Below are 16,177 nucleotides of genomic sequence, written 5' to 3' on the forward strand. Positions count from 1 at the left end.
GTTTCAAAAAGAGCCATGGGTGAGAAACAGCCTCATGCGCAAATGACTTTTGATCCTGCCGTCTCGATATGAAATAGTGCCCGCCGTTTTCTTCGTGCCGCTCTGACACGACTGTCTCCGCTACAAAGGTATTGCCATGCGTACTTCCCGCCTCTCTCACCTGCTGGCTTGCAGCCTTCTGGCTCTCTCGGCCAGTGTCGTTCAGGCTGCTCCCATCGATATCGATGACGGTCAACACAAAGTCCATCTGCCGGATGCGCCAAAGCGGGTGGTAGTGCTGGAGTTTTCCTTTCTCGACGGGCTGGCCTCGGTGGGCGTAACGCCGGTTGGTGCGGCCGATGATGGCGATGCCAATCGCGTGTTGCCCAAGGTGCGCAAAGCCGTGGGTGAATGGCAATCGGTCGGCCTGCGCTCGCAACCCAATATCGAAGTGATTGCCCGCCTCAAGCCGGACCTGATCATTGCTGACCTGGGACGCCATCAGGCGCTCTACAACGATCTGGCGAGCCTGGCGCCGACGCTGATGCTGCCGTCGCGTGGCGAGGATTATCAGGGCAGCCTGAAATCCGCCGAGCTGATTGGCGTCGCGCTGGGCAAAGGCCCACAGATGCAGGCGCGGATCGCGGAAAACCAGAAACACCTCAAAGACGTCGCGGCGCAGATTCCGGCCAATACCAAGGTGCTGTTCGGGGTTGCGCGTGAGGACAGCTTCTCGGTCCACGGACCACACTCCTATGCAGGCAGCGTGTTGCAGGCCATCGGCTTGCAAGTCCCTGAAGTGCGCAAGAACGCGGCCCCGACCGAGTTCGTCAGCCTTGAGCAATTGCTGGCACTGGACCCTGGCTGGCTGTTGGTCGGTCATTACCGTCGCCCCAGCCTTGTCGACACCTGGAGCAAGCAACCGCTTTGGCAGGTGCTGGGTGCCGTACGCAACAAACAGGTCGCTGAAGTCGATGGCGATAGCTGGGCGCGCAATCGCGGCATCATGGCCTCCGAGCAGATCGCCGATGACGCTCTTGCCATTCTCAAGGGCGGCAAGGCCGTACTGAATCCATAAATGCGCCGCTGGCTGATGGCGGCAGTGATTGCCGTGACCTGCCTGGGCCTGTTCTGGGTGTCGCTGTTCGCGTTGTCGCCCTTCAGCATCCGGCAGGTCGATGCGTGGAACGGTTTGTTCAGCCTAGGACGCGAAGGCGGCAACATCGCTTACATCGTGGCGCAACTGCGCGTTCCACGGGCGGCGTGTGCGGCACTGGTCGGTGCCTGTCTCGGGGTCGCCGGAGCCTTGATGCAGGGCATCACCCGCAACCGCCTGGCTTCGCCCTCCCTGTTTGGTGTAACGGCTGGCGCAGCCTTGGGGCTGGCATTGTTTTCCACAGGCCTGGTCGCGCCGCCATTCCCTGGCGGTGCCTTGTTGATGACGGCCATTGGCGGCGCGTTGGCGTGGATCACGGTCTTCAGTCTCGGCGGCGCATGGTCGCCTGCCACGGCTCAAGGACGACTGGTACTGGCCGGTGTCGCAGTAGCGGCTCTCTGCGCGGCCTTGACCCGGCTGACTGTGATTCTCGTCGAAGCCCAGGCGCAAAGCGTCCTTAACTGGCTCGCCGGCTCGCTGGCCAATGTGGGCGCCGAACAATTGCAGCTGCTCTGGCCTTGCACCTTGATTGGCTTGGTGCTGGCGATTGCCTGCGCGCCACGCCTGAACCTGATCAACCTGGGCGAAGATGCCGCACGCTCGCTGGGCGTAAGGATCGGCGCGCTGCGTTTTCTGGTGTTCGTTGTCAGTCTGTTGCTGGTCGGCGCCAGTGTCTGTGCCGTGGGGCCGATTGCCTTTGTCGGTCTGATTGCACCGAACATCGCACGCCAATGGCTGGGTAACGACTACCGCTGGTTGATCCCCGTCAGCGCCGGCCTGGGTGCCGCGATTGTGTTGGCTTCCGATCTGATCAGCCGTGCCGTGGCCTTTCCGGTGGAGACGCCTGCCGGTGTCGTCACTGCATTGATTGGCGCGCCGTTCTTTCTGTTTCTGGCAAGGCGCACGCTATGAATCAGCCACGTTCGAGATTACTGATTCTGTTCGTGCTGTTACTGCTGGCGCTGCTGCTCAGCCTGAGTGCGGGCACGGTCTGGCTGACGCCCGGTGCAGTGCTCGATCACTTGATCGCCCACGACAGCAAGGACTTCGAGGTCTGGAACCATCGCCTGCCACGCGGCCTGATCGCAATTCTCACCGGCAGCGCCTTCGGGCTGGCCGGTGCCATCGTGCAGGGCGTGATCCGCAACCCGCTGGCCTCGCCGGAAATCCTCGGCGTCACTCAGGGTGCCGGGCTGGCACTGACCATCGCGATCATCGGCTTACCGCAGTTGCCGGTGGTCTGGCTGCCTTTGGTGGCGTGCCTCGGCGGTGCGGCCGGTGCGTTGCTGTTGGCGCTGTACAACACCGGCGTGCAGTTTTCCGGCGTACGTTTCGCGCTGTCGGGAGTAGCGATTGCGGTCACGTTATCGAGCATCACCGAATTCCTGATCCTGTCCAATCCGCTGGATATCAACACCGCTCTGCTGGCCCTGACCGGCAGTCTGTGGAGTCGCAACTGGCACCATGTCTGGCTGGCCTTGCCGTTTCTTGTGCTGATCCCGGCGTGTCTGTTGCTCGCCAAACCTTTGAACCTGATCGGTTTGGGAGACGAAGCCGCGCAGAGTCTGGGGACCGGTTTGAAGCGCATCCGCTGGCTGGCGATGGGCGGCGCGGTGCTGCTGACCAGCGCGGGGGTGGGGATCATCGGGCCGGTGGGTTTCGTCGGTCTGGTCGCGCCGCACATGGCCCGGCGTCTGGTGGGCGGCCATCATCAATACCTGTTACCGGCCTCGATGCTGCTGGGCTCGCTGTTGCTGGTGCTGGCCGACACCCTGGGACGCACGCTGATCGCACCCAGCGAGATTCCTGCCGGTATCCTCACGGCGGTGATCGGTGCCCCGTATTTCCTCTGGCTGCTGGCACGATTCAAAGGTTGATTCCATGAGCATTCTCCAGGCACAGCAACTCGACATCGGCTACGGCGATACCCGTATCGTGCAGTCGCTGTCGTTCAGCCCGCCGCCGGGCAAGGTCACGGCATTGATCGGCCCCAATGGCTGCGGCAAATCCACCCTGCTCAAGGCGTTCGCCAGGATTCTTACCCCGCAATCGGGCACGCTGAGCCTTGACGGCCAGGCCTACGCGCAACTTTCGCCACGAGAGCTGGCGCGCAAGATTGCCTTTCTGCCGCAAGTGCTGCCGATCCCGGAAGGTGTCAGCGTGCGGCAGCTCGTGGCTTACGGGCGCAGCCCCCATAACAGACTGTGGGGACGCTTGAGTGGTGCCGACCGCAACAGTGTCGATCAGGCCCTGCAACGCATGGAGCTGGAAGCACTGGCCGAACGCCCTTTATCCGATCTGTCCGGCGGGCAACGTCAACGGGCATGGCTGGCGATGGTGCTGGCGCAAGATGCCGCCATCGTTCTGCTGGATGAGCCCACCACGTATCTGGACATCAGCCATCAGGTCGAGCTGCTGGACCTGATGCGTCAGCTCAGCGCCGAGGGCAAGACCGTCATCACCGTGCTGCATGACATCAATCAGGCCTGTCGCTATGCCGACCATCTGGCGGTGATGCAGGCCGGGCGTCTGGTGGCAAGCGGAACACCCGATGAAGTGCTGGATGCCGAGCTGGTCGGTCGGGTATTCGATGTGCAGGTGCAGATCATGCGTGAGCCGGTGGCCGGTACGCCGATGTGCATTGTCGAACGCAGCACACGCTGCACCAGTTAGAAGCGTCGCGAACGCTTCTGCACCTTCGGGCTGCATGCCGCGACGGGCTTTGAGGCCTGGAACCGGCAGCCTGTCATAAGCTGTCTTTCTGGTCAGTTTTTTGCATTGCTGGCATACCCCGCTTAGTCGGCCACGCCAACAAGACCGCAAGGAGCTAGACCCGATGCACCTGACCAACCCAAGTCGTCCTCTGAAAAAACTGCTGTGCGCCATGGCCGCTGTTGTCGGCCTGGGTTCCAGTCTGCTCGCTTCGGCTGCCGACCCTCTGAAAGTCGGCTTCGTCTACATCGGTCCCATCGGCGACCACGGCTGGACTTACCAACACGAGCAAGGCCGCAAGGCGATGGTCGCGGCGCTGGGCGACAAGGTCAGCAGCAGTTACGTCGAGAACGTGCCGGAAGGTGCGGACGCCGAGCGCGTGATTCGCAATATGGCCAAAGGTGGCTTCGACCTGATTTTCAGCACCTCTTTCGGCTACATGAACCCGACGCTGAAGGTCGCCAAGCAGTTCCCGAACGTGAAGTTCGAGCATGCCACCGGCTACAAGCAGGACAAGAACATGGGCACTTATCTGGCCCGCACCTATGAAGGTCGTTATGTCGGCGGCTTCCTCGCCGCGAAGATGACCAAGACCAAGAAGATCGGTTATGTCGCCTCGTTCCCGATCCCCGAGGTACTGCGCGACATCGACGCCATCCAGCTGGCGCTGAACAAGTACAACCCCGGTACTGAAATCAAGGTGGTCTGGGTCAACTCCTGGTTCGATCCGGGCAAGGAAGCGGACGCCGCCAACGCCTTGATCGACCAGGGCGTGGACGTGGTGTTCCAGCACACCGACAGCCCGGCACCGATCCAGACCGCCGAGCGTCGTGGCGTCTACGCGGTTGGCTATGCTTCGGACATGGCGCACTTCGGGCCGAAGGCGGTTCTGACTTCCATCGTCAACAACTGGGGCCCGCATTACATCCAGGCCACCGAGGGCGTGATCGCGGGCACCTGGAAACCTCAGGATTACTGGGGCGGCCTGAAGGAAGGCACGGTTGAATTGCCGATCAGCGATATCGTTCCGGCTGACGTGAAAGCCGAAGCGCAGAAGATCATCGCCAGCATCGAAAGCGGCGAATTCCATCCGTTCACAGGCCCGATCAAGGACCAGACCGGCGCGGTGAAAATTCCGGAAGGCAAGGTTGCAACCAATGCCGAACTGGCATCGATGAACTATTACGTTGAAGGGATCAAGGCAGAGCTGCCGAAGTAATCTGCTCGCGAGCAGGCCGGAGTACGCCCGCTTGCTCGCGCGCCCAGGCAACACAACGAACACTCAGGAATGGTTCATGAACCGGCTTCCCATCATCGACATTGCCCCGCTCTACACACCTGACGAACAGGCCTGGCAGGCGGTTGCCAGCCAGATCGATCAAGCCTGCCGCGAGTGGGGCTTTTTCTACATCAAGGGCCACCCGATCACGGCTCAACGCATCGAGCAGGTGCTGACCACCGGGAAGCAATTCTTTGCCCGTCCCATGGCTGAAAAGCTCACTATCGATATCACTCAAAGTTCACACCATCGCGGCTATGGTGCGATTGCAACCGAACAACTGGACCCGAACCTGCCCAGCGACCTCAAGGAAACCTTCGACATGGGCCTGCATCTGGATGCCCGGCATCCCGATGTACTGGCAGGCAAACCCTTGCGCGGCCCCAATCGCCACCCCGATATGCCGGGCTGGGAAAGCCTGATGGAACAGCATTATCTGGACATGCAGGCGCTGGCCCAGACACTGCTGCGCGCCATGACCCTGGCCTTGGGCATCGAGCGTGATTTCTTCGATCAGCGCTTCAAGGACCCGGTCAGCGTCTTTCGCATGATCCATTACCCGCCACGCCATACGGCGACTTCCACCGAGCAGCAAGGTGCCGGTGCCCATACCGATTACGGCTGCATCACCCTGCTGTATCAGGACGCTGCCGGTGGGTTGCAGGTGCGTGACGTGCGCGGCCAGTGGATCGATGCTCCTCCGATTGAAGGTACTTTCGTGGTCAATATCGGCGACATGATGGCGCGCTGGAGCAACGACCGTTATGTGTCCACGCCGCACCGGGTCATCAGCCCGCTGGGTGTCGACCGCTACTCCATGCCATTCTTTGCGGAACCGCATCCGGACACTCGTATCGAATGTTTACCCGGCTGCCAGAGCGAAACCAGCCCGGCGCGCTACCCTGTAACGACCTGCTCGGAGTTTCTGCTGTCACGCTTTGCCGACACCTATGCCTATCGACGCGAGCAGGAGGCCATTACCTGAACTGATGGTCAGGTTTTACCCTGTAGAAGAGCTGCATCTGTAGAATGCCCGCCATCTGCACCTGATGAGAAAAGAACATGTACGACTGGTTGAACGCTCTGCCCAAGGCAGAACTGCACTTGCATCTGGAAGGTTCTCTGGAGCCTGAGCTGTTGTTCGCCCTGGCCGAGCGCAACAAAATCGCGTTGCCCTGGAATGATGTCGAAGCCTTGCGCGGGGCTTATGCCTTCAACAACCTGCAAGAGTTTCTGGACCTCTACTATCAGGGCGCTGACGTGCTGCGCACCGAGCAGGACTTCTACGACCTGACCTGGGCCTACCTGCAACGCTGCAAGGCTCAGAACGTGATCCATACCGAGCCGTTCTTCGATCCGCAGACCCACACCGACCGTGGCATCCCGTTTGAAGTGGTTTTGGCGGGCATCACCGGTGCCTTGAAAGACGGCCAGTCGCAACTGGGCGTCAGCAGCGGCCTGATCCTGAGCTTCCTGCGCCATCTGAGCGAAGAAGAAGCCGAGAAAACCCTCGATCAGGCACTGCCGTTTCGTGATGCGTTCGTGGCCGTCGGCCTCGACAGCTCTGAAATGGGCCACCCACCCAGCAAGTTCCAGCGCGTTTTCGACCGCGCCCGCAACGAGGGCTTCCTGACCGTGGCCCATGCCGGTGAAGAAGGCCCGCCCGAGTACATCTGGGAAGCGCTGGACCTGCTGAAGATCCAGCGAATCGATCATGGCGTGCGCGCCATCGAAGACGAACGTCTGATGCAACGGATCATCGACGAGCAGATCCCGCTGACGGTCTGCCCCTTGTCCAACACCAAGCTGTGTGTGTTCGATCACATGTCGCAGCACAACATTCTCGACATGCTGGAGCGTGGCGTGAAAGTCACCGTGAACTCGGATGACCCGGCCTACTTCGGTGGTTATGTCACCGAGAACTTCCAGGCGCTGCATACCCATCTTGGCATGACCCAGGACCAGGCAAGACGCCTGGCGCAGAACAGTCTGGATGCACGTCTGGTCAAGCCGTAATCCACAGCATCGCGGGCTGGCGCGAAACCGCCCGCCCGCGATTGCGACCTGTCAGGCCGCAGAGGCTATCTTGCCGATTTCACGCTGCCCGTTGGACGAAACCTGCAAGGTGCTGGACTCCTCGGTTGTGCGCAACCATCCCATCTGAATGAACAACTGCAAAAGCCCTGCACCCAGCGCGCCCCCCAGATGCGGGCTGCGCTCGCTCCAGTCCGGGCAGACACAGACAGTCTCACGCTGTCGCTGCGCCAGCGCGGGAACGTAGATTCCTCGCTCGGCAAATTTGGCCATCCCCTTGCTGGTAACCTCGACCCGCTGCTCCATCTGCTCTATCCAGCCCGCCCCCAGCAAGCGCTGGTAAAGCTCGGCCGCCATTTCACCCCCCAGGTGATCGGAGCAGATGCGTGCGCGACGTATGGGCAAAGGCGGCATGGGTTGCGCCATATTGCGGCTGATCTGGTCGGCACTTACCATCGACGCATTGGCCAGCGCCTCCACGGCAGCCCCGATTTCAGGCGCTGCCAACCGGAAGAACCGGGTGCGCCCACGCGCCTCCTGCTTCAACAACCCGCCACTGGCCAATCGCGCCAAATGCGCACCTGCAGAAGACGTCGAGAGCCCAGCCAGTAATGCCAACTCATTGGCAGGACGAGCGGTACCATCCATCAATGCCCAAATCATTGCGCTACGCTTGGGGTCGGCCAGCAGTGTCGCAATCTGACTGATGCAAGGTGCATATTCCATGTGTTCACTCCCTGTTGAAACATTTGTCTATAGCGATGGCATATTGATAACAATCCCGCTCCCGTAAAGTTGAACGTGGACCCAACCTGAAATGGAAAGTATAAACTCTACGCTCTATAACCCGAGCAGGTAAAAGTTACCTTCTCCGGCTCATGACCCGACATACTTTCAAAGCAATACCCAAAGTTTGCAGGACCTTCTTAAATATGGAAACCCTAATATTTCCGTACCGGCAACGCCACTCGAAGCCTTCAACTCCATGACCTGCAACCCCCACAGTGCAAGACAGGCAAAACCTGCGACTGACGAACCAGAAGCTCTCGATCATCATCGTGCGCAACCTCTTCCTTATGTTGGCACTTTGAAATTGAAAACTGTATTTACCTTTTATATTTTCCGAAGTATCCGTCAGCCTTTTCCCAAAAACTTTTAGTCATACAAACAACTAACGACTTATGAGCGCTGACTGTTGGGCGCATCGGGTACGAAGCATTTCAAGCAAGAGATTGACGGACTTGTTCAATTGCACTCGATGAGCACACAAAAGATTCAGCGGCACCGACTCACCGCGCACATGCGGCATCACGACTTTCAAGCGTCCCGCATGAACATCGGCGGCGATATCCAGCCATGAACGGTACGCGATGCCAGCCCCAGCCAATGCCCAGCGGCGCACCACGTCACCATCAGGACTGAAGCGATTGCCGCCCACGGTCAGGCTCACTTCCCGCTTGCCGTCGTGGAAGGTCCAGTGATCGTGTACCCGGTCACCAAGCATCAGCAGCAGGCAATTATGCTGCGCCAGTTCCCCGACCTGCTGCGGCTCCCCGTGACGGGCCAGATAATCAGGGGCCGCGCACAGCACTCGCCGATTGTCGGGAGCCACAGGTCGAGCCACCAGGCTTGAATCCCCTGGCTCGCCATAACGCAAGGCTACATCCACAGGCTGACGAAACAGATCGTCGACACGGTCGCCCACCAGCAGGCGTACGGACAATTGCGGATGTTGCTGCTGAAACTCGTCAAGCCAGGGCAGCAGCACGTTGCGCCCGAAATCCGAAGGAGCCGAGAGTTGCAGGATGCCATTGCAGCTTTCCTGATTGCTGGCCAGCAAGCGTCGACCATCTTCCAGGCTGCCAAGGGCCGCACGGGCGTATTCCAGAAAACCTTCACCATCGGCCGTCAGGCGCAAGCTGCGCGTAGAGCGCGCCAGCAGACGCACGCCAAGCTGCTGCTCGATACGCTTGAGTGCTGCGCTGGCAACCGCCGCCGACATATCCATACCCCGCGCTGCCGCAGACAGGCTGCCCAGATCAGCCGCCCGCACAAACAACTGCAAATCATCGAAACGCAGCATGTCAGCCTCGGATTATCAAAATAATATTGAAAGAGACTGCCGTTTTAGCGGGTTTTATCTTTAATGGAAATGGCGAATCATCTGTTCATCAACTTTCCCACACTACGGAGCCCAGCATGAAAGCCATTGCCTATTACCAGTCCCTGCCCATCAGCGACCTCCATTCGCTACAAGATATCGAACTGCCAGAGCCGGTCGCGGGTGCCCGTGATTTGCTGGTAGAGGTCAAAGCGATTTCCGTAAACCCCGTGGATACCAAGGTCCGGCAAAACGTCCAGCCCGAAGCCGGAGCCGCCAAGGTTCTGGGTTGGGATGTGGCAGGCGTGGTGAAAGCGGTCGGCAGCGAGGTGACGCTGTTCCAGCCGGGCGACAAGGTGTTCTACGCCGGCTCGCTGACTCGTCCGGGTGCCAACAGTGAATTGCATGTGGTGGATGAGCGAATCGTCGGGCACATGCCGAAAACGCTGAGTTTTGCGCACGCAGCGGCGTTGCCACTGACGGCGATTACCGCCTGGGAGCTGTTGTTCGAGCGCTTGCAGATTGCAGAGGGTCAGGCTGAAAAAGAGCAGAGCCTGCTGATCGTCGGAGCCGCGGGCGGTGTCGGTTCTATCCTGACTCAACTGGCTCGCCAACTGACTTCACTGAAAGTCATCGGCACCGCTTCGCGCCCGGAAACGAACGCCTGGGTACGCGACCTGGGCGCTCATGACGTCATAGATCACAGCAAGCCGCTCAGCGACGAACTCAAGCGCATCGGCCAGAACCAGGTCACTCACGTCGCCAGCCTGACCCAGACCGATGTGCATCTGGACCAACTGGTGGAATCGCTCCAGCCTCAAGGCAAGCTGGCACTGATCGATGACCCCAAGGCGCTGGATGTCTCCAAACTCAAGCGCAAGAGCCTGTCACTGCACTGGGAGTTCATGTACACCCGCTCGATGTTCGAGACGCCAGACATGATCGAACAGCACAACCTGCTCAACCGCGTCGCCGAACTGATCGATGCCGGAACCCTGAAAACAACCTTCGGGGAGCACTTCGGCACGATCAATGCCGAAAACCTGCGCCGCGCCCATGAGTTGCTGGAAAGCGGCAAGGCCAAGGGCAAGATCGTGCTTGAGGGGTTCTGATAAGCAAGAGGCAGGAGTAATGCCGTTCATTTGTGGGAGGCAGCTTGCTGGCGACTTCAGACGCAAAATATCTGCCGGTTTTCAGGCCTTTTCGCCAGCAAGCTGCCTCCAACAAGTTTTGTTCAGGCCTTAACTGATCGGTTCCTGCCTGGATGCATCACGGCGCGCCTGCAAGCGGCGGGTATACAGCGCGACAAGCGTTGCAAGCACGCCGCACAAGCTGATCACGGCCGCCATCGGCGTTGCCGTGCCGTCATGCAGCACACCCACCAGACTCGCCGCACCCGCCGCGACACTGAACTGCAAACAGCCCAGCAACGCCGAAGCACTGCCGGCCCGTGCCCACTGGCCATTCATGGCGCAGGCCGAGGCGTTGGGGATGATGCAGCCCAGGCTGGCAATACAGATGAACAGCGGAATCAGCAACGGCCAGAGCTGTTCGGTACGCAGGCTGGCAATGCCCAGCAGAGTCAGGGCCGCAGCCAGATAGATCCAGATGGTACGCAGCAACAGAGAAGCCGGGCTGCTCTTGCGCAACAGGCGTGCATTGACCTGCGCCACGAGAATGAACGCCGCCGCATTCATACCGAACAGCCAGCCGTAATGCTCGGCGGGGACGCCATACAACTTGATGAACACAAAAGGCGAACCTGCGATGTAGGAGAACATCCCGGCCATGACAATGCCACCGGTCAAGGCATGGCCGATGAAGACATGATCCTTGAGCAGATTGCCGTACTGCTTCAGCGCACCGCGCAGCGGCTGACGCGGAACGCCAGCCGGCATGCTTTCCGGCAAGCCAATGGCGACAGCCGTCAGGCACAGCGCACTGAAAATCGTCAGGCAGACAAAGATCGATTGCCAGCCAGAGACATTGACCAACACACCACCGAGCATCGGCGCCAGGATAGGCGCAAGCCCCATGACCAGCATCAGTTGCGAAAAGACCTTGGCCGACTCCACCGCATCGCATTTATCACTGACGATGGCCCGCGCCAGCACCATCCCGGCACAGCCGCCCAGTGCCTGAACGAAACGTGCACCGATCAGCCAGTCCAGATTCGGCGCGAAGGTACAGGCCAGCGAAGCCAGGGTGAACAGGGTCACGCCAACCAGCAAGGGGATACGCCGACCAAAGCGGTCTGCCACAGGTCCATAGGCCAGTTGCCCAATGGACAAGCCCAGGAAATAGGCCGCCAGCGTCAGTTGCACATGTTTTTCATCGGTCCCGAAATACGCGGCCATGGCGGGGAAACCGGGAAGATAGAAGTCGATGGCCAAGGGGCCAAAGGCGCTCAGGGCACCAAGAATGAGGATGGTTTTATAATTCATCGGGTGTCCATAAACGTATGCAAGGCAGCTGGCTAGTCTAACCGGCTTGCCTTGCCGATAACGCCGGACAAAGAAATTTAATTCAAGGCTTTTCAGGCTTTAGCCTATCCAGCCAGTTGTGCCTGATAGCCCTCTTCGCCAATCAATTCGATAACCCGCTCCGTGGTCAAGGAACTCTGCACACGCACTTGCGAGCTGGCCAGATCGATCTGCACTTCGGCAGTCGGATCATCGTTCTTGATAACCTGAGTCACCGCGCGGACACAATGCCCGCAAGTCATGCCTTGTACTGTGAATAACTGCATGGTGATGCTCCTTGAGTGATGGATGCCGGGCATCTTCAACCTTGTCATCGTGGCAAGGTCAAGTTTCTGTTTTTCCTGCCGGGCTGGTATTAGTCGCAGCCCTGAGCCAAGCTTCGTCATCGACGTCTACAGCAGGAGTATCAGCAATGCGCTGGTCAGTATTGAGCCTCTTCGGCATTCTCGGTCTTTTGGCTACTTCCCCAAGCGTTCAGGCCGCTCAGGATTACGGCATCCTGATCATTTCCCGAGAGCGTCTGGAAGTCGCGACCTCCTGCGAAATCGGCATTTACATTCAAGACCAGCTGGCCGGACGCCTGTTTCAGGAAGACTCGGTGTCTTTCAATCTGCCGCCGGGCGACGTCTCGGTACGCCTGCGCAGGTTGCCAGGGACAGTGGTCGGTTGCGCATCGGGGATGGAAGCGCAAAGCAGTACCAAGATCAAACTGCGCGCCGGGGACATTCTCAAGTACCGCATCGCGACCGACCTGAACGGCATGTACCTGAAGAAAGCTGACTTGAACTATTGATTCGCACTTGACCTTGTCCATGTGGCAAGGTTGACCCTTGCAGGTATCAAGCCTTCAGGGAGTGAAAAGATGCACGAACACACCACCTTCGACCTGCCGATCACCGGCATGACCTGCGCAAGCTGCGCAGGTCGGGTCGAGCGTGCCCTGGCCAAAGTGCCCGGGGTCACCAACGTCACGGTCAACCTGGCCAGTGAGCGCGCCCATGTACAGACACAGAACGGAACCGACCCGCAGACCTTGATCGCCGCCGTCAGCCATGCAGGCTATGGCGCGACCCTGTTTCAGAGCGAACAGGCCGATGCCGCAAGAAAAATCCGGCACCTGAACCACGAACGCTGGGCCTTGATAGCAGCCCTGATCCTCGCCTTGCCGCTGGTCTTGCCCATGTTGCTGAGCCCGCTGGGCGTGCATTGGATGTTACCCGCCTGGGTGCAAGTCGCGCTGGCCACGCCGGTGCAATTCATACTCGGCGCACGCTTTTACGTCGCCGCATGGAAAGCCGTGCGGGCAGGCGCCGGAAACATGGACCTGCTGGTTGCCATCGGAACCAGCGCCGGATACGGCCTGAGCCTCTACCAATGGATCACTGCCACGCCAGGCAACATGCCGCATCTTTATTTCGAGGCTTCGGCAGTGGTCATTGCGCTGGTGCTGCTGGGCAAATACCTGGAAAGTCGCGCCAAGCGCCAGACCGCCAGCGCTATCCGGGCCCTGGAAGCCCTGCGCCCGGAGCGCGCTCTGCAAGTGATCGATGGCCAGGAACACGATGTCGCGATCAGTGCCTTGCGCCTCGATGATCTGGTGCTGGTCAAACCCGGTGAGCGCTTTCCGGTGGACGGCCAGGTCATGGAAGGCCGGAGCCATGCCGATGAAGCCCTGATCAGCGGCGAAAGCCTGCCAGTCCCCAAACAACCCGGCGACAGTGTCACCGGCGGCGCCATCAACGGCGAAGGCCGGTTGCTGATCAAGATCACGGCCCTGGGCACTCAAACGGTACTGGCGCGCATCATCAAGCTGGTCGAGGACGCTCAGGCGGGCAAGGCGCCGATACAGAAGCTGGTGGACAAGGTCAGCCAGGTCTTCGTCCCGACCGTGCTGGTCATCGCCTTTTTCACCTTGACGGGCTGGATGCTGAGCGGGGCATCGCTGGAAGTCGCCTTGATCAATGCGGTCGCCGTACTGGTGATTGCCTGCCCGTGCGCTCTGGGCCTGGCGACGCCGACTGCAATCATGGCCGGGACAGGCGTTGCTGCGCGCTACGGCATTTTGATCAAGGACGCCGAAGCACTGGAGCGTGCCCATGAGGTGGACGCCGTGGTGTTCGACAAGACCGGGACACTGACCTGCGGCACACCCCGTATCACCAACATGATTGCGGTGAAGGGCAACGAAGAGCAGTTACTGGAGCGGGCCGGAGCCTTGCAGCGCGGCAGCGAGCATCCGCTGGCCAAGGCGGTGCTGGAAGTCTGTCGCGAGTGGCAATTGAAACTCGATAGCACCGAGCACAGCCAGGCACTCACCGGACGCGGCATCGCCGGTGACGTCGAAGGGCATCAACTGGCGCTGGGCAACAGGCGCCTGCTGGAAGAAAACGATTTGCAGATGGGCGAACTGGCCGAGTCAGCCAAAACCTGGGAGGCAGAAGGCAGAACCCTGTCCTGGCTGATCGAGCAAGGCCCTCAGCCGGTCGTGCTGGGCATGTTCGCCTTTGGTGACACCCTCAAGCCCGGCGCAGAGCAGGCCATGGAGCAACTGAGCGCACGGGGAATCAGTTGCCACTTGCTGACCGGCGACAATCCCGGCAGCGCCAGGGCAGTCGCCCAGGCGCTAGGCATCAGGAATGTACACGCCGAAGTGCTGCCTGACGAAAAAGCTTCGATCGTGGAGTTACTGAAAAAGGATCATGTCGTGGCGATGGTCGGTGACGGCATCAACGATGCGCCGGCACTGGCTGCGGCCGATATTGGCATCGCCATGGGCGGCGGCACCGATGTGGCGATGCACGCCGCCGGAATCACCCTGATGCGCGGCGATCCGCGAATGGTGCCTGCCGCGCTGGAGATCAGCCGCAAGACCTACGCCAAGATCCGCCAGAACCTGTTCTGGGCCTTTGTCTATAACCTGATCGGCATTCCGTTGGCGGCCCTGGGTTATCTCAACCCGGTGCTGGCCGGAGCCGCCATGGCCTTGTCCAGCGTCAGTGTGGTGAGCAACGCATTGCTGTTGAAAACCTGGAAGCCCAATGATCCGGGAGAGGCCCAATGAACATTGGTCAGGCGGCCAGCAAAAGCGGCTTGAGCGCAAAGATGATTCGCTACTACGAGTCCATCGGGCTGCTGCAGGCTGCCAGTCGCAGCGACAGCGGTTACCGCCTGTACCGCTCCGAAGACTTGCACACACTGGCGTTCATCAAGCGCTCACGGGATCTGGGCTTTTCACTGGAGGAGGTCGGCAAGCTGCTGACCCTCTGGCAGGATCGTCAGCGTGCCAGTGCCGATGTGAAGGCGCTGGCTCATAAACATATCGCCGATCTGAACCAGAAGATCGAAGAGCTGGCGAGCCTGCGCGATACCCTGCAGGAGCTGGTGGAACATTGCCACGGCGACGACCGACCCGATTGCCCGATCCTCAAGGACCTGGCTTCGGGCGGCTGTTGTAGCTGAACGGCCCTTCGCGAATGAATTCGCTCCTACGGCGGCCGTAGGAGCGAATTCATTCGCGAAATCAAACTACTGCATCCAGGGCGGCGGCGGTTCTTCGTTGGGCTTGCCCGGTGGCGCATCGTCGGCGGCACGGGCAGCCTGACGACGTGCTTCATCCAGACGCGCCGCTTCGATCTCGCGCAGCACGCCTCTGACGTCAGCGGCCTCTTCCGTATCCTCGAACTGACCTGTCAGCACCGTGGACGGCGACAACGTACCGGCTTCGTAATACGACCACATTTCCTTGGCGTATCGGGTTGCCTTGAGTTCAGGTGCGAAGCGCCCGAAGTAGGAGGCCATGTTGCCGACATCCCGCTCCAGCATGCTGAATGCATGGTTGTTACCTGCTGCATCCACCGCCTGAGGCAAATCGATGATCACAGGCCCGCTCGGCCCCAGCAGTACGTTGAACTCGGACAGGTCACCGTGTACCAGACCGGCACACAGCATCAGCACGATCTGCTCGATGAGGAAAGCGTGGTATTCACGCGCCTGATCCGGCTCCAGCACCACATCGTTCAAACGTGGTGCCGCATCGCCGTACTCGTCGGCAACCAGCTCCATGAGCAACACGCCTTCCAGAAAATCAAAAGGCTTGGGGACCCTGACACCGGCGTTGGCCAGACGGAACAAGGCAGCAACCTCGGCGTTCTGCCATGCGTCTTCGGTTTCTTTGCGACCGAACTTGGAACCCTTGGCCATGGCCCGGGCCTGTCGGCTGTTGCGTACCTTGCGACCTTCCTGATACTCGGCCGCCTGACGGAAACTGCGTTTGTTCGCCTCCTTGTAAACCTTGGCACACCGCAGCTCCTTGCCACAGCGCACCACATAAACAGCTGCCTCTTTCCCACTCATGAGAGGGCGCAGCACCTCGTCGACCAGACCGTCTTCGATCAGGGGTTCAATGCGTTTAGGAGTTTTCATCAGCTTTTATT

General features: G+C 60.0%; 16 protein-coding genes. 11 read left to right on the plus strand and 5 right to left on the minus strand.

Features of this window, described 5'->3' with window-relative positions; all coding sequences use genetic code 11:
• Window positions 1-136 precede the first annotated feature (136 nt).
• The 7 genes from JL015_RS08255 (at window position 137) to JL015_RS08285 (ending at window position 7,142) form a co-directional block, all read left to right on the plus strand.
• A complete protein-coding gene (locus JL015_RS08255) occupies window positions 137-1,057 on the plus strand; it encodes a Fe(3+) dicitrate ABC transporter substrate-binding protein (RefSeq protein WP_201018120.1) in 921 nt (306 codons plus the stop codon).
• The gene (gene fecC, locus JL015_RS08260; protein WP_201018121.1) at window positions 1,058-2,047 is read left to right on the plus strand and encodes an iron-dicitrate ABC transporter permease FecC; all 990 of its coding nucleotides are present in this window, start codon (window positions 1,058-1,060) and stop codon (window positions 2,045-2,047) included. It abuts the gene before it with no gap.
• Entirely contained in the window at window positions 2,044-3,012 is a 969-nt protein-coding gene (locus tag JL015_RS08265) for an iron chelate uptake ABC transporter family permease subunit (protein ID WP_025258374.1), read from the plus strand. Before fecC ends, JL015_RS08265 begins: the two co-directional genes overlap by 4 nt.
• 4 nt (window positions 3,013-3,016) lie before the next feature.
• Entirely contained in the window at window positions 3,017-3,808 is a 792-nt protein-coding gene (fecE, locus tag JL015_RS08270) for a Fe(3+) dicitrate ABC transporter ATP-binding protein FecE (RefSeq protein ID WP_201018122.1), read from the plus strand.
• Between the two features lie 163 nt (window positions 3,809-3,971).
• On the plus strand, window positions 3,972-5,066 hold the full coding sequence (locus JL015_RS08275; protein WP_201018123.1) for a BMP family ABC transporter substrate-binding protein: 1,095 nt from the start codon (window positions 3,972-3,974) through the stop codon (window positions 5,064-5,066).
• A gap of 76 nt (window positions 5,067-5,142) precedes the next feature.
• Entirely contained in the window at window positions 5,143-6,111 is a 969-nt protein-coding gene (locus JL015_RS08280; protein ID WP_201018124.1) for a 2-oxoglutarate and iron-dependent oxygenase domain-containing protein, read from the plus strand.
• 77 nt (window positions 6,112-6,188) lie between these two features.
• Window positions 6,189-7,142 (plus strand): adenosine deaminase, encoded by a 954-nt coding sequence (locus JL015_RS08285; RefSeq protein WP_201018125.1) that lies wholly within the window; start codon window positions 6,189-6,191, stop codon window positions 7,140-7,142.
• A gap of 51 nt (window positions 7,143-7,193) precedes the next feature.
• On the opposite strand, the gene JL015_RS08290 is transcribed toward JL015_RS08285, so the two are convergent.
• Both JL015_RS08290 and JL015_RS08295 read right to left on the minus strand, forming a co-directional pair.
• Window positions 7,194-7,886, minus strand: a complete 693-nt coding sequence (locus JL015_RS08290) for an ArsR/SmtB family transcription factor (RefSeq protein WP_201001832.1) — start codon at window positions 7,884-7,886, stop codon at window positions 7,194-7,196.
• Between the two features lie 445 nt (window positions 7,887-8,331).
• Entirely contained in the window at window positions 8,332-9,243 is a 912-nt protein-coding gene (locus JL015_RS08295) for a LysR family transcriptional regulator (protein ID WP_201018126.1), read from the minus strand.
• A gap of 116 nt (window positions 9,244-9,359) precedes the next feature.
• Here JL015_RS08295 and JL015_RS08300 point away from each other — a divergent pair, with 116 nt between their 5' ends.
• Window positions 9,360-10,373, plus strand: a complete 1,014-nt coding sequence (locus JL015_RS08300; protein ID WP_201001830.1) for a zinc-binding alcohol dehydrogenase family protein — start codon at window positions 9,360-9,362, stop codon at window positions 10,371-10,373.
• A 129-nt stretch (window positions 10,374-10,502) separates the two neighbouring features.
• Here JL015_RS08300 and JL015_RS08305 read toward each other — a convergent pair whose 3' ends face one another.
• Together JL015_RS08305 and JL015_RS08310 are read right to left on the minus strand one after the other, a co-directional pair.
• Window positions 10,503-11,705, minus strand: coding sequence for a multidrug effflux MFS transporter (locus JL015_RS08305; protein WP_201001829.1), 1,203 nt, complete (start codon window positions 11,703-11,705; stop codon window positions 10,503-10,505).
• A gap of 104 nt (window positions 11,706-11,809) precedes the next feature.
• Entirely contained in the window at window positions 11,810-12,010 is a 201-nt protein-coding gene (locus JL015_RS08310) for a heavy-metal-associated domain-containing protein (RefSeq protein WP_201018127.1), read from the minus strand.
• A 146-nt stretch (window positions 12,011-12,156) separates the two neighbouring features.
• Between JL015_RS08310 and JL015_RS08315 the strand changes: the two genes are divergently transcribed.
• The 3 genes from JL015_RS08315 (at window position 12,157) to cueR (ending at window position 15,203) form a co-directional block, all read left to right on the plus strand.
• Window positions 12,157-12,537, plus strand: coding sequence for a hypothetical protein (locus JL015_RS08315; protein ID WP_201001827.1), 381 nt, complete (start codon window positions 12,157-12,159; stop codon window positions 12,535-12,537).
• A 69-nt stretch (window positions 12,538-12,606) separates the two neighbouring features.
• Window positions 12,607-14,805: a heavy metal translocating P-type ATPase gene (locus JL015_RS08320; RefSeq protein ID WP_201018128.1), complete on the plus strand. Its 2,199-nt coding sequence runs from the start codon at window positions 12,607-12,609 to the stop codon at window positions 14,803-14,805.
• Complete coding sequence (gene cueR / locus JL015_RS08325; RefSeq protein WP_201018129.1) at window positions 14,802-15,203, plus strand: Cu(I)-responsive transcriptional regulator; 402 nt, start codon at window positions 14,802-14,804, stop codon at window positions 15,201-15,203. The genes JL015_RS08320 and cueR overlap by 4 nt, the downstream gene beginning before the upstream one ends.
• Window positions 15,204-15,269: 66 nt before the next feature.
• On the opposite strand, the gene JL015_RS08330 is transcribed toward cueR, so the two are convergent.
• Window positions 15,270-16,166: a PA4780 family RIO1-like protein kinase gene (locus JL015_RS08330; RefSeq protein WP_201018130.1), complete on the minus strand. Its 897-nt coding sequence runs from the start codon at window positions 16,164-16,166 to the stop codon at window positions 15,270-15,272.
• Between the last annotated feature and the right edge of the window lie 11 nt (window positions 16,167-16,177).

The organism is Pseudomonas cichorii, from assembly GCF_015471405.1.
Classification (GTDB): domain Bacteria; phylum Pseudomonadota; class Gammaproteobacteria; order Pseudomonadales; family Pseudomonadaceae; genus Aquipseudomonas; species Aquipseudomonas serbiensis.

Excerpts from the sequence above, each read along its gene's own strand:
- JL015_RS08255 (WP_201018120.1), top strand. The coding sequence starts at position 137 with ATGCGTACTTCCCGCCTCTCTCACCTGCTGGCTTGCAGCCTTCTGGCT.
- fecC (WP_201018121.1), top strand. The coding sequence starts at position 1,058 with ATGCGCCGCTGGCTGATGGCGGCAGTGATTGCCGTGACCTGCCTGGGC.
- JL015_RS08265 (WP_025258374.1), top strand. The coding sequence starts at position 2,044 with ATGAATCAGCCACGTTCGAGATTACTGATTCTGTTCGTGCTGTTACTG.
- fecE (WP_201018122.1), top strand. The coding sequence starts at position 3,017 with ATGAGCATTCTCCAGGCACAGCAACTCGACATCGGCTACGGCGATACC.
- JL015_RS08275 (WP_201018123.1), top strand. The coding sequence starts at position 3,972 with ATGCACCTGACCAACCCAAGTCGTCCTCTGAAAAAACTGCTGTGCGCC.
- JL015_RS08280 (WP_201018124.1), top strand. The coding sequence starts at position 5,143 with ATGAACCGGCTTCCCATCATCGACATTGCCCCGCTCTACACACCTGAC.
- JL015_RS08285 (WP_201018125.1), top strand. The coding sequence starts at position 6,189 with ATGTACGACTGGTTGAACGCTCTGCCCAAGGCAGAACTGCACTTGCAT.
- JL015_RS08290 (WP_201001832.1), bottom strand. The coding sequence starts at position 7,886 with ATGGAATATGCACCTTGCATCAGTCAGATTGCGACACTGCTGGCCGAC.
- JL015_RS08295 (WP_201018126.1), bottom strand. The coding sequence starts at position 9,243 with ATGCTGCGTTTCGATGATTTGCAGTTGTTTGTGCGGGCGGCTGATCTG.
- JL015_RS08300 (WP_201001830.1), top strand. The coding sequence starts at position 9,360 with ATGAAAGCCATTGCCTATTACCAGTCCCTGCCCATCAGCGACCTCCAT.
- JL015_RS08305 (WP_201001829.1), bottom strand. The coding sequence starts at position 11,705 with ATGAATTATAAAACCATCCTCATTCTTGGTGCCCTGAGCGCCTTTGGC.
- JL015_RS08310 (WP_201018127.1), bottom strand. The coding sequence starts at position 12,010 with ATGCAGTTATTCACAGTACAAGGCATGACTTGCGGGCATTGTGTCCGC.
- JL015_RS08315 (WP_201001827.1), top strand. The coding sequence starts at position 12,157 with ATGCGCTGGTCAGTATTGAGCCTCTTCGGCATTCTCGGTCTTTTGGCT.
- JL015_RS08320 (WP_201018128.1), top strand. The coding sequence starts at position 12,607 with ATGCACGAACACACCACCTTCGACCTGCCGATCACCGGCATGACCTGC.
- cueR (WP_201018129.1), top strand. The coding sequence starts at position 14,802 with ATGAACATTGGTCAGGCGGCCAGCAAAAGCGGCTTGAGCGCAAAGATG.
- JL015_RS08330 (WP_201018130.1), bottom strand. The coding sequence starts at position 16,166 with ATGAAAACTCCTAAACGCATTGAACCCCTGATCGAAGACGGTCTGGTC.